The sequence below is a fragment of the Streptomyces sp. NPDC003691 genome, from assembly GCF_053981115.1.
Genome location: NZ_JBSFNQ010000036.1, coordinates 34,763 through 48,145 on the forward strand (window position 1 = coordinate 34,763; position 13,383 = coordinate 48,145).

Annotated in this window: 5 protein-coding genes; 4 read left to right on the forward strand and 1 reads right to left on the reverse strand. The window is 69.4% G+C overall.

Features of this window, described 5'->3' with window-relative positions; genetic code table 11:
* Nucleotides 1–70 precede the first annotated feature (70 nt).
* From ACWDR0_RS18580 to ACWDR0_RS18590, 3 genes are read left to right on the forward strand one after another with little or no spacing between them, the layout of a single operon-like run.
* A complete protein-coding gene (locus tag ACWDR0_RS18580) occupies nucleotides 71–5,389 on the forward strand; it encodes a DEAD/DEAH box helicase (protein WP_456352762.1) in 5,319 nt (1,772 codons plus the stop codon).
* On the forward strand, nucleotides 5,386–8,490 hold the full coding sequence (locus tag ACWDR0_RS18585; protein WP_456352763.1) for a helicase-related protein: 3,105 nt from the start codon (nucleotides 5,386–5,388) through the stop codon (nucleotides 8,488–8,490). The genes ACWDR0_RS18580 and ACWDR0_RS18585 overlap by 4 nt, the downstream gene beginning before the upstream one ends.
* Nucleotides 8,487–12,908, forward strand: a complete 4,422-nt coding sequence (locus tag ACWDR0_RS18590) for an Eco57I restriction-modification methylase domain-containing protein (protein WP_456352764.1) — start codon at nucleotides 8,487–8,489, stop codon at nucleotides 12,906–12,908. Before ACWDR0_RS18585 ends, ACWDR0_RS18590 begins: the two co-directional genes overlap by 4 nt.
* Nucleotides 12,909–12,939: 31 nt before the next feature.
* Here the strand turns inward: ACWDR0_RS18590 and ACWDR0_RS18595 are convergent, their stop codons facing one another.
* Nucleotides 12,940–13,074: a DUF397 domain-containing protein gene (locus ACWDR0_RS18595; protein WP_456352765.1), complete on the reverse strand. Its 135-nt coding sequence runs from the start codon at nucleotides 13,072–13,074 to the stop codon at nucleotides 12,940–12,942.
* Between ACWDR0_RS18595 and ACWDR0_RS18600 the strand changes: the two genes are divergently transcribed.
* Nucleotides 13,069–13,245: a hypothetical protein gene (locus ACWDR0_RS18600; RefSeq protein ID WP_456352766.1), complete on the forward strand. Its 177-nt coding sequence runs from the start codon at nucleotides 13,069–13,071 to the stop codon at nucleotides 13,243–13,245. The genes ACWDR0_RS18595 and ACWDR0_RS18600 overlap by 6 nt on opposite strands.
* The last annotated feature ends 138 nt before the right edge of the window (nucleotides 13,246–13,383 follow it).

The window sequence follows — 13,383 nt, forward strand, 5'->3', positions numbered from 1 at the left end:
GCCGTCACGAAGTGGTTCGGCAACGCGGGCGCGGGTCTCCACGCATGGCATGACAAGGGGGCGGGGCACCGTGGACGTGTTCAGGGCGCATGAACAGCTCATCGAGGACTACGACGAGTTCACGCGTTCGCTGGTCTGGGTACGCGATCCCGCCATCCGTGCCCACCTCAAAGAGGAGCGCGACCGCAAGACCCGCTGGCCCTCCCCCTGGATCTCGCTCAATCCGATGTTCCGCAAGGGCGGCACGGTGGCGGAACTCACCGAGCCGCGGGACGGCGAGCCTCCGGTGCTGGCCTCGCGGTGCGCCCAGTACTTCCGGGACAAGCAAGCGGTGGAGGACGTGGACGGCCGCAAGAACGTCACCCTCACCCTCCACTACCACCAGAAACAGGCCGTCGAGATCGCGGCGTCCAACAGTTCCTATGTGCTCACGACGGGAACAGGGTCCGGCAAGAGCCTGTCCTACCTGCTGCCCATCGTGAACGAGGTCCTCAAAAATCCGCGGCCAGGCACTATTTCCGCGATCATCGTCTATCCCATGAACGCGCTGGCGAACAGCCAGATGGAGGAGCTCAAACGCTACCTTGAGGACGGTGTGCCGGACGCGGACCGCAAGGTCACCTTCGCCCGCTACACGGGGCAGGAGAAGCTCAAGGACAAGAAGTCGGTGCTGGCGAGCAAGCCGGACATCCTGCTGACCAACTACATGATGCTGGAGTACCTGCTCACCCGCCCCGACGAACGCAAGGAACTCATCGCGGCGGCGAAGGGGCTGCGTTTCCTGGTCCTGGACGAACTCCACACCTACCGTGGCCGTCAGGGTGCCGACGTGGGTGTTCTGGTGCGTCGGCTCCGGGATGCCTGCGAGGCCCCGGACATGCGGTGCATCGGCACCTCGGCGACCATGGCCACTGCGGAGACCTTCGAGAAGGCACGTGAGGAGGTCGCCGACGTCGCGACCCGGCTGTTCGGCACTACGGTCGAACCGGACAACGTGATCGGCGAGACGCTCGAGCGGGCGACGGACCCGGGCCGTCCGCTTCCGCCCGAGGAGCACCGGGCCGCTCTGCTCGCAGCCGTACGCAGGGCACTCTCCGGGCCGGACGCGCTGCCGACGACGTACCAAGAGCTCAAGTCCGACCCGTTCGCCGTCTGGGTCGAGGACGCCTTCGGCCTGGAACCGGAACCCGGTTCTGACACCGCGACCAACCGTCGCCTGCGTCGGCGTGCTCCCATCCAGATCCCGGAGGCCGCACGGCAACTGCGTGCGGCTTGCGGTGCGGAACCTCCTTCAGTGGACGACTGCGGGGCGGCGATCCGGACGATGCTCGAAGCAGGGGCCCGGACCAAGGTTCCTGGTACGACGCGTCCTCTCTTCGCCTTCCGCCTCCACCAGTTCCTCTCCAAGGGCGACACGGTCTACGCCAGCCTCGAACCGGTCTCGGCCCCTCGCCACCTCACCAGCCAGTACCAGCTCCGGGTACCCGGCCATCAGGACCAGCCGCTGGTACCCCTGCACTTCTGCCGCGAATGCGGCCACGACTACCCGGCCGTTACCTACGACAGCCGCCAGGAACGCTACTTCGCGCGCAAGGACCCCGAGGCCCCGGCGGAGGCGGGCGACGGATACCTCTTCGTGGACGAGGAAAGGCCCTGGCCCAGCGATCCCGAAGAAGTACTCGACCGCCTTCCCGCCAGCTGGATCGAGACCGACGACAAGGGCCAGCGCGCCGTCGTGAAGGCCCGCAAGGACGACCTCCCGGTCGAAGTCTGGCTCTCCCCGCAGGGACGGCCGACGACACCCGGAACGGGCCTGCAGGCCTGGTGGATCCGCGCCCCCTTCCGCTTCTGCCCGCGCTGCCGAGTCGGATACGAGCAACTGCGCGTCCGGGACTTCGCCAAGCTCGCCACCTTCTCCGCCGAGGGGCGCAGCTCCGCCGTGTCCCTCGTCGCCTCCAGCGTGGTGCGGTCGCTGCGCGGCCAGCCTGAGCTGAAGAAGCGGGCCCAGAAGTTGCTGACGTTTGTCGACAACCGGCAGGACGCCAGCCTCCAGGCAGGCCATTTCAACGACTTCGTCCAGGTCACCCAGATCAGGGGAGCCCTGTACCGGGCGCTGGAGAAGGCGGGAGAGACCGGCCTGCGTCACGACATGCTGCCGCAAGCCGTGGCCGAGGCACTGGACCTGCCGCTCTCCGCTTATGCCCAAGGCGGCGCCGGAGTGAAGTACGGGCAGCTGGAGGACACCAAGGCCGCCCTACGCGCGGCACTCACCTACCGCGTCTACGCCGACCTGGAACGCGGTTGGCGGCTGACCATGCCGAACCTGTCCCAGACCGGCCTGCTCCGGTTCGACTACACCTCGCTGTCCGACGTCGCCGCCGATACCGAACTGTGGCAGGGCACGCACTGGGCGCTGGAAAACGACGAACCTGCGCACCGGGAGGAACTCGCCCGGACCCTGCTCGACGAACTCCGGCGGGCCCTCGCAGTTAACGAGACGCGCCTGACCAAGCTGGGGCACGAACAGCTCGTCGCCCAGAGCAAGGAACATCTGGTGGGTCTCTGGGCGGTACCGGAGGCCGACCCGCGCAGCCCGGCCCGGGTCGCCTACGCCGGACCACGGCCGAAGCGTTCCTCTTCCGCGGAGACCGTTCACTTCAGTGCCCGCGGCGGATACGGGCGTTATCTGCGCAGACCCGACGCGTTCGCGGCGCTTCCGCAGCTCGCCGGCGGCAAGATGGCTGAGGCGGATGCCAACGCGGTCATCTGCGACCTGCTGCGCGTACTGCACACGGCCGGACTGCTCAAGATCGTCGAAGAACGACCGGACGGCGCCCTGGGCTACCAGCTCAAGGTCTCCTCCCTGATCTGGCTGCCCGGGGACGGCGAGACGGCGGAACCGGACCCGGTGCGCAAGACCTTCGACCCCGGTGCCGGCGGCCGGGTCAACCGTTTCTTCCGCGATCTGTACCGCGATGCCGCCGGGGAACTGCGCGACCTTGAGGCCCGGGAACACACGGCACAGGTCGAGACGGACCTCAGAATCGCGCGAGAGAAGGGGTTCCGCAGCGGAGACCTCCCGCTGCTCTTCTGCTCACCGACGATGGAACTCGGCGTCGACATCGCCGAACTCAACGCCGTCACCATGCGCAACGTCCCGCCGACCCCGGCCAACTACGCCCAGCGCTCGGGCCGGGCCGGACGCTCGGGCCAACCCGCACTGGTGACCACGTACTGTTCCACGGGCAGCGCCCACGACCAGTACTACTTCCGGCGTCCCCAGCTCATGGTGTCGGGCAGTGTCGTGCCGCCGCGTATCGACCTGACCAACGAGGACCTCCTGCGCTCCCACATCCACGCGGTGTGGCTGGCCGAGACCGGGGCGGGTCTGGGGCACCGGATGACCGACATCCTGGATGTCGCCGCCCCGCCCCGGGAGCCCGGCGGTCCGTTGCCGCTGCCCCTCGCGGGCAAACTCCGGCAGGGGCTGGAGCGTGACGCACACCGGCGCAACGCCATCACCCGCTGCACCCGGATCCTGGCCCCACTGCGCGATGACCTGGCCGCCACCTCCTGGTGGTACGAGGGGTGGATCGAGGACCAGGTTCGAGGAGCCCTGCGCGTCTTCGACGAGGCATGCGACCGCTGGCGCCGCCTCTACCGCAACGCCCACGACGAGCGGGACGAACAGGACCGCCGCGCCAACGACTCCTCCGTCACGCTGCAGGAGCGCCGACGCGCCCGGGCCCGCCGTATCCAGGCGGAGCAGCAGCTGGACCTGCTGTGCAACGACACGGACGCCACGGACGGAGTGCGCTCCGACTTCTACTCGTACCGCTACTTCGCCTCCGAGGGCTTCCTGCCCGGGTACTCGTTCCCGAGGCTTCCGCTGGCCGCGTACGTCCCCGGAGAACCCGGCGAGAGCAGGTACGGCCAGAAGCACGGCGCCTACATCCAACGGCCGCGGTTCATCGCCATCGGCGAATTCGGTCCCGGCGCGCTCATCTACCACGAGGGCCGCCGCTACACCGTCTCCAACGTGCAGGTGCCCATGGGCGAGACCCCGGGGAGCATCGCCACGGTCGACGCCAAGGTGTGCGGTGAGTGCGGCTACTGGCACGACAACCGGGAGAAGCGGGAGGACTGCCTGCACTGCCGGGCCCGGCTCGTGCCCGTTCTGCGCAGACTGATGCAGCTGACCACCGTGTACGCCGAGCCCCGGCGCCGTATCTCCTCCGACGAGGAGGAGCGCCTCAGGGAGCCCTTCGACCTGAAGACCGCCTACCGCTTCCACCACGGGAAGCTCACCGCCCGTTTCCGGCCGGAGAACGGCGGCTCGGAAGTGGCCGAGATCGCCTACGGAGACGCCGCCGTCTACGTCATCAACTTGGGCCGGCGCGGACGCCGTACCCGGGGCGACGAGGGCTTCTGGCTCGACCCTGTGACCGGACGCTGGCTCAGCGACAGCAAGGTCGCCGAGCGCGCCGAGACCTCGGCCGAGCAGGAGGCGCTCGGTACCTTCCGGCGCACGACGCGGACGGAGAAGGTGGTTCCGTACGCCGACGACACCAAGAACATCGCCGTCCTGCGGCTTGCCGTCCCGGTCGACCCCTACACGGCCGCGACCCTCCGCTACGCCCTGGAGCGGGGTATCGAGGCGCACTTCCAGCTGGAGGACGCCGAACTGCAGAGCGAGGACCTCCCCGATCCGGAGTACCGGGCGCGCATGCTGTTCGTCGAGGGCGCGGAAGGCGGCGCCGGTGTGCTGCGGCTGCTGCACGACGATGAGGACGTGATCGCCAAGGTGGCCGCCAAGGCCCTGGAGATCATCCACTACGAGAAGGTGGACGGGGAGTGGAGAGACCGGGGGCACGCCAAGGGAGCGCACGAAGTATGTGAGTTCGGCTGCTACGATTGTCTGCTCACCTACCACAACCAGCCCTTCCACCCCATGATCCGCCGCCAGACGGCCGTCGCACTGCTGATCCAGCTCGCGGAGTGCGAGGCGGTGAAGGACCGGCCGCAGGCGGCGAGCCCGGCGGAGCAGGCCGCCGCGCTGGCCTCCCGTACCTCGCACGCTGAGGGCGGCGGATTCGTGGAGTGGCTCACCGAACACGGCTACCGGCTGCCCGACGAGACGGGCGAGGGCCTCGGAACGGCACGGGCGGTGCCCGATTTCGTCTACCGTCTACCCGACGCAGACGTGGCGGTCTTCCTCGACCTGCCCCGCCACGGCGTCCCCGACGAGTCGCGTGACACCAAGGCCAGGACCTGGCTGGGGAACCGCGGCTGGCTGGTGATCGAGATAAGTGACGACAGCGAAGAGGAGTGGCACAGCACCGTGCGCGCGTACCCCAACGTCTTCGGCCCGGGACGGACTCCACGATGAGCGGCGGTTACGCGCCCGGCGCACTGGTCCATGCCCGGGGCCGGGACTGGGTGGTGCTGCCGGAAAGCACCCCGGAGTTCGTGCTGGCCCGCTCCCTGGACGGGGACAGCGAGTTCGACACCCTGCTGTTCCCGGAGGAGACTGAGGATCCGCGCTTCACCGCTCCGGAACTGCGCTACGAGACGGACGAGGCGACGGGCCGCTCCGTTCTCGTCGACAGCGAGGACATCGGCGACTTCGCCTCCGCCTCCCTCCTGCGCACCGCCTTGCGGATCTCCGCGTCCAGCGGCGCCGGCCCCTTCCGCTGCCTCTCCGGGATCGCGGTCCAGCCGCGCCAGTACCAGCTCGTACCGCTCATGGCCGCCCTGCGCATGGACACCGTACGGCTCCTCATCGGTGACGACGTCGGCATCGGCAAGACGGTCGAGGCCGCGCTGATCGCCAAGGAACTCCTGGAACAGGGCTCCGCGACGAACCTGGCCGTGCTGTGCTCCCCGGCACTGGCCGAGCAATGGCAGCGCGAGCTGCGCGACAAGTTCAGCCTCGATGCCGAACTGGTGCTACCGTCCACCGCGAAGAAGCTGGAACGGTCGATCATCGAGAATGATCAGACGATCTTTGACCGCTACCCGTACACCGTCGTCTCCACCGACTTCATCAAACAACGGGAGCGCCGCGACGCCTTCCTGCGCACCTGCCCGGACCTTCTCATCGTCGACGAGGCGCACACCTGCATCGGTGCCGGATCGGGCCGACAGCAGCGTTACGACCTGCTGAAGGAACTGTCCGCGAAGCGGGATCGCCATCTGATCCTGATCACCGCGACCCCGCACAGCGGCGACCGCGACGCCTTCGCCAAGCTCACCGGCCTGCTCGACCCCGCCCTGGCCCTGCTGGACCCCACGGTTCCGGCGCACCGGGACCGTATCGCCCGGCACCTGGTGCAGCGGCGCCGCCGCGACATCCGTCACTTCCTCGATGAGGACACCCCCTTCCCTGCCGACCGCATGCTGCGCGAGGTCCCCTACCGTCTCGACCCCGAGTACGCCCAGTTCGTCACGGATGTCATCGGGTACGCCCGGGAGCAGGTCCGCCGCCCCGGCGGGGAGCTGGGGCAGCGGATGAGCTGGTGGTCGGTGCTCGCGCTGCTGCGCTGTGTCCTCTCCTCCCCGGACGCGGGGAAGGCGACACTCACCACCCGTTCCGCCGTCGCGGCCGCCCGCACCCCGGAGGAGGCCGACCGCATCGCTCGTGACACCGTCCTGGAAGGATCCGACGCGGAGGCGGCGGAGGGGCTGGACACGGTGCCGGGAGCACTGCTCGACGGGGCGGGGGCGGTTGCCACTCCAGAGCTGGAGGAGGCGCCCGAGACGGAAGGGGAGACGGCCCCCCGGCCCCGCAAGCCGGATCCGAAGCTGAAGGAGTTCGCGCTCCGCGCCGCCGCCCTGGCCGGACCGGAGAACGACGCGAAACTGCGACTACTGATCGACGAGGTCAAGGCCCTCATCGCCGACGGCCACGATCCGATCGTGTTCTGCCGCTACATCCCCACGGCGAAGTACGTCCGCACCCACCTCCACGACGCGCTCGGCGGCCGGGCCCATGTCGAGGCCATCACCGGCGACCTGCCGCCCGAGGCCCGCGAGGAACGGATCGCACAGCTCACCTCGCGCCCCGGACGCCAGATCCTGGTCGCCACCGACTGTCTCTCCGAAGGCGTCAACCTCCAGGAGCGCTTCAGCGCTGTCCTCCACTACGACCTCTCCTGGAACCCGACGCGCCACGAGCAGCGCGAAGGCCGAGTGGACCGCTTCGGGCAGCGCAGCGAACGCGTGATGGCCGTCACCCTCTACGAGACCGACACGGGCATCGACGGCCTGGTTCTCGACGTCCTGATCCGCAAGCACCGTGACATCGCCCAGCAGACAGGGGTCGCCCTGCCCGTGCCGAAGGCGGGCGAAGGCGTACTCGAAGCCCTGACCAACAGCCTGCTGCTGAGGGGCCGTCCCGAGCAGGCCGCCGGCACCGGCCAGCTGTCGTTCGACTTCGGGTCGGACGAGCAGATCGCCGTGGCCCGTGACACCCTCCACCGCGCCTGGGACAGCGCCGCCGAGCGGGAGTCGAGGGTACCCACCAAGTTCTCCCACTCCGGCATGCGGCCCCAGGAGGTCGAGGACGAACTGACCGCTCTCCGGCAGATCCTCGGAGTCCCCGCCGACATCACGGAGTTCACCCGGGAGTCGCTCGCCGCCCTGCACGCCCCGGTCCGCGACCTGCCGGACACCCACGGCTTCGCCGCCCAGCCGGGCCCGTTGCCCGCCGGTCTGCGGCACGCCCTCGGCGTGTACGAGACGGAGGACCAGGCCGCCGCTGCGGCTGGCACGGGGCGTAGGGCACGCCGGACCGCGGTCAAGGGCACGCGTACGGCGAAATCCACCCGGCGGACGACGGCATCCCCCGCCACCCCCCGTGAGCTGCTCTTCCACCGTGATCTGCCGGTGCCGCCGAACGAGCACGCACTCGTCCGCACCGACCCCGCGGTCCGGGCCGTCGCCCGCTATGTGCTGGACTCGGCCATCGACCCGGCTCTACCGCACGACGAGCGGCCCGCCCGCCGCCTGAGCGTGGTACGGACCCCGTCCGTGGAGATCTACACGGTCCTCCTCCTGGCCCGCTACCGTCTCAAACTGAGCCTCCCCCGGAAGAACAGCGGAAAGCGCAAGGAACTCGTCGCCGAGGACACCCGCATCCTGGGCTGGCGCCCCGACGACGACGACGGTATCGAATGGCTCAGCGATGAGGAGACCGCCGCACTGCTGACCGCCGAGCCCCAGGGCAGCGTGATCCCCGAACACCGGCTCGGCACCATCCGCCGCGCACTCGGCGAACTGCGCCTGCCCGAGGTACGGACACATCTCACCGAGTACGGCGACCAACTCGCCCAACAGCTCACCGACGCGCACCTACGCGTACGCGAGGCCGCGGGCGAGCGGGGCCGTCAACTCGGCGCTGCTGCTGCCCGCACCATCACTGTCACCCCCGCCGGGCCCCCCGACGAGCTCGGTGTCTACGCCTTCCTCCCTGCCGGAGCCCGCCGTTGACCCCCATCCTGACCGACTTCCGCTCCGCCCTCGCCCCCCTGCCCCAAACCACGTCCGCCGTACGGATCGAGGGCCGGCTGTTCACGGCCGACCTGCTGGCCCGGGTGACCGCAGGCGACCGTGAACTGCCCGGCTGCGCCCCGGCCGACTACGGCCTGTACCGGGGCGAGCGCATCGGCGAGGCGGCCGGGCGGGCCTGGGCCGCGCTCACGGGTGCCTACCGGGCCTTCCGCGACGACCTGGCCCGGCTGCCCGGGGAGAAGTCCGCCACCACCGTGACCCGCAGGGCTTGGCTGCTGCGCCTGTTCACGGAACTCGGTTACGGCCCCCTGCACACCGACGGCGTCACCATCGAACACCCCACCAGGGGCGAGCGCCTGCACAGCAGCCACCGCTGGCAGGATCATCTCCCGGTCCACCTCCTGGCCTGGGGCAAGACCCTCGACCGCAAGGTCGGCAACCGACGTGCCCCGCAGTCCGTCCTCCAGGAACTTCTCAACGTCTCCCCGGACCACCTGTGGGGCATCCTCTCCAACGGCCAACTCCTGCGTGTCGTAAGGGACTCCACCTCTCTCGTCGGCTCGGCGTACCTGGAGTTCGACCTTGAGGCGATCTTCGACAACGACCAGTACGCCGACTTCGTCCTGCTGTACTCCATGCTGCACGCCACGCGCTTCGAGCTGGTGGCCAAGCCGCGCAAGAGGCGACGCACGCGCAACGCCGAGGAGAAGACGGCGCGGGAGACCGCCGACGACGGTGCGGCGGAGGGCGAGACCGAGCCGGAGGACGACGAAGAAGAGCCCGGTGACGTCGCCGACACGCCCGCGCAACCCGAGCTCGGTGAGGATACCGACGATCCCGAGGCCCCCGCCCTCACCCCCGCCGACTGCCGTATCGAATGGCTGCGCGCGCACTCCGTAGAGACCGGCCTGCGTGCTCGCGACCACCTGCGGGACCAGGTCGCCGAAGCCCTGGGTGTGCTCGGCACCGGATTCCTCTCCGGCAACGAGGAGCTGCGGAAGACGGTCACGCGGGGCGGCCAGGAGGCGCTTGAGGAGTTCCACCACGAACTCCTGCGCCTCGTCTACCAGTTGATCTTCCTGTTCGTCGCCGAGGACCGGGGCATCCTCCTCGACCCGACGGACTCCCAGCAGGTCAGCGACGCCCGCAAACGCTACCGGGACTACTTCTCCACCCGCCGTCTGCGCCGCATCGCCTTCCGTCGCCCCGGTGACCGCAACACCGACCTGTGGCCCGCGCTGTGCCGCGTCCTGAACGCCCTGGGCACGGACGGCGGCGCCCCCGCCCTCGCCCTGCCCGAACTGGGCGGCCTGTACTTCCGAGCCGACGACGATTCCGACGAGTCCGCCCCCGTCACCAACACCCGCCTCGGTACCGTCGAGCCCCTGCGGAAGGCCACCCTCGCCAACGAACCGCTCCTGGAGACCGTACGGCTGTTGTGCCGGGTCCAGGACAAGCAGCTCCGCTGGCAGCGCGTCGACTACCGGCACCTGGGGGCGGACGAACTTGGCAGCGTCTACGAGTCCCTGCTGGAGCTGCGCCCCCGGCGCACCGCCCAGCCCGAACGCTTCTGGGTCCAGACCCTCGCGGGCAACAAGCGCAAGACGACGGGCGCCTACTACACCCCTGTCACCGTCATCGAGAAGCTCCTCGACGAGGCGCTCGACCCGGTGATAGAGCGTTTCGCGACCGGCGACCCGCGCCGTCTCCTGGACCTGCGCTTCGTCGACCCCGCCTGCGGCTCGGGACACGTCCTGGTCGCCGCCGCCCGCCGTATCGCCCACCGGTACGCGGAACTCGACACCGGCGACCCCGAACCGGCACCCGAGCGGGTACGGACGGCACTCGCCGAAGTCGTACGCCACTGCGTGCACGGCGTGGACATCAACCCCATGGCCGTGGAGATCGCCAAGGTCTCCCTCTGGCTCGAATCCCTCGAACCCGGCCGCCCCCTCGCCTACCTCGACGACCGCGTCAAGGCGGGCAACGCCCTGCTCGGCACAACCCCGAAGCTGATCGCTGACGGACTTCCCGACGGCGCGTTCAAAAAGCTCGCGGGCGACGACAGCAAGATTCTCACCCGGCTGAAGTCCGCCAACAAGAAGGAACTGGCAGGAGGCCAGGGGACGCAGGGATCCATCGGCAGTACCCCCCTGCGGATGGGCACGGCTGTGCTACGCATGGAGGCCGAGGAACTCGCCGAACTGCCCGACGGCAGCCTGGCGGCCGTACGCGAACAGGCCCGCCGCTACAAGAAGTTCGTCGCGGAGTCGGAGGAGCGCCGACGGCACCAGCGGGTCGCGGACGCCTGGTGCGCGGCCTTCCTCTGGCCCAAGTACGTGGGCGCGCCGGTCGCCCTCACCAGCAGCACGCTGGTCCACATCGCCGAGGGTGGCGCCCTGCCCCCGGACGGTGAGGAGGCGCTGCGGAACATCGCCTCGCGTAACCAGTTCTTCCACTGGCACCTCGAATTCCCGCGCGTCTTCCGCGTCGAGAACGACGAGGACAAGGACCACAACCCCGTCACCGGCTGGCAGGGCGGTTTCGACTGCGTCCTCGGCAACCCGCCCTGGGAGCGTGTCAAGATCCAGGAGAAGGAGTGGTTCGCGTCCCGCGACGAGACTGTTGCCGACGCCCTGAACGCCCATGAGCGGAAGAAGCTCATCGCCGGGCTGGAGACCAGTGAGGATCACGTCGACCGTGAGCACTACGAGCAGTTCCAGATCGCGTTGCGTGAGGCGGCCGGTACGACGCTGATGCTCCGGGGGTCCGGGATCTTCCCGTTGACCGGGCATGGCGATGTGAACACCTACGCGGTGTTCGCGGAGCGGGCGCGGACGTTGCTGGCGCCGAAGGGGCTGTCTGGGCTGGTGCTGCCGACGGGGATCGCGACGGATTTGACGACGGCGCGGTTCTTCGGGGAGCTGGTGGAGCGGCGTGAGTTGGTGACGGTGTTGGACATGGAGAACGAGGAGAAGCTGTTCCCGGACGTCACCAACCGGTACAGCTTCTGCCTGTTCACGGTCTCCGGGCCGGGGCGGCGGCAGGAGCGGGCCAGGCTCGCCTTCCGGGCCCGCAGACCTGACCAGCTCGACGCCCGCACCTTCGAGCTGGACGCGGACGGTTTCCGGGCGATCAACCCCAACACGCGGACCTCGCCGGTGTGTGACAGCCCGGAGCATCTGGCGGTGCTGCGGGGGATTCATGAGCGGGTGCCGGTGTTGTGGGAGGGGAAGGGGACGGGGGGTGAGCGGAATGAGTGGGGGTTGCGGTTCATGCGGATGTTCGACATGGCCAGCGACTCGAAGCGGTTCCTGACAGATGACCTCTTGGACGACGAGGGCTGGACGCGGGCGGGGACGACGTTCGTCAACGGGGACGCGCGTGCTCTCCCGCTCTATGAGGGCAAGTTCCTACACCACTACGACGCCCGCTTCGCGACGTACGAGAACGCGACGCAGGCCCAGATCAACAAAGGCACCCTGCCTCGCCTCGACACCGCCGCCCACCGCGACCCATATGCCGTCCCGCTACCCCGCTACTGGGTCCGGGAGGAACTCGTCGACGCCCGTCTGGCGGCTGAGCACCCGTCGCTGCCGGATACGGAGTGGCCGTACGACTGGCTAATGGGCTGGCGTGATGTGTGCCGGGCGTCGGACGAGCGGACGGTGATTGCTTCGGTGGGGCCAAGGACGGCGGTGGGGCACAAGTTCCCACTGCTGTTGGCGAAGGACAAGCCCGAGTTGCTCCTGGCCAACCTGTCCAGTCGGGCACTCGACTTCGCGGCACGACAGAAGTATGCGGGTGCGTCCTTGACGTACTTCGTACTCGAACAACTCCCCGTCCTCAGCCCCGACAAGTACGCCACCCCCGCGCCCTGGCTCGCAGGTGACCCCCCGGCCACCTGGATCCGCGCCAGAGTGCTCGAACTCACCTACACCTCCCACGACCTGGCCCCCTTCGCCCGCCATTCCGGCGACGAGGGACCCCCGTTCGTCTGGGACGACGAGCGCCGCTTCCTCATGCGGGCGGAGCTGGACGCCGCGTACTTCCACCTGTACGGGCTGTCCGAGGCGGAGGTCGCGCTCGTGCTGGACAGTTTCCGGGCGTTCCGCAACAAGAAGCCGGAGCTGTTCGCGCGGACCAAGGAGGAGATCCTGGCGATCTACCGGGCGATGGCGAAGGCGGCCGAGTCGGGTGTGCGGTACGCGCACCCGGAGCTGACCCCGGCGCCGGGCCTGGGGCAGCGCCACGAGCCGGGCAGGAGCCCGCTGACCAGGCTGCCGGTCAAGGTGGATGAGGAGGCTGCGGGTGAGGAACCGCCGCAGACCGAAGCGCCGGAGCCGGGGGCGCCGGAAGGGGAGGACCCGGACGGACAGTTGGGCTTCTGGAGCTGAGGGCCGGGGCGGAGCTGTGACCCGATGCCGGTCACAGCACACCAGCGACGATTCCGTCCTGGAAGGTAGCCCACTCAGAGGCGGTGAAGCGCGGGGGTTCGCGGCCGGGGTTCTTGGAGTCCCGGACGGCCCTTGCTTCGCCGGGAAGATCGCCCTGAATGTGCACGACCCGGACCCCGGCGTACTGCCACGGCAGTGCGCGATTCCGCTCGACAGCGCGGAGCCGGAGAGTGGGCGGGGGCTCGGGCTGGTCGACCTGCTCGCACCGGGGGTGGCATGTGCGTGCTCGACGACCGGGAAGCAGGTGCGCTGCCGGGTGCCCGCCGAGGAGTCGTGACCGAAACCGGCCGACCCGCGACGGTGATGTCCGGGAGCGCACCGCTCCTCCCGGGGCGGCATTGACACCGGACGTGCGTTGTCAGTGGTGGCGGCTATGTTGGACGCGCTGGAGTCGATCTGTTCGGGGAGCCGCGTG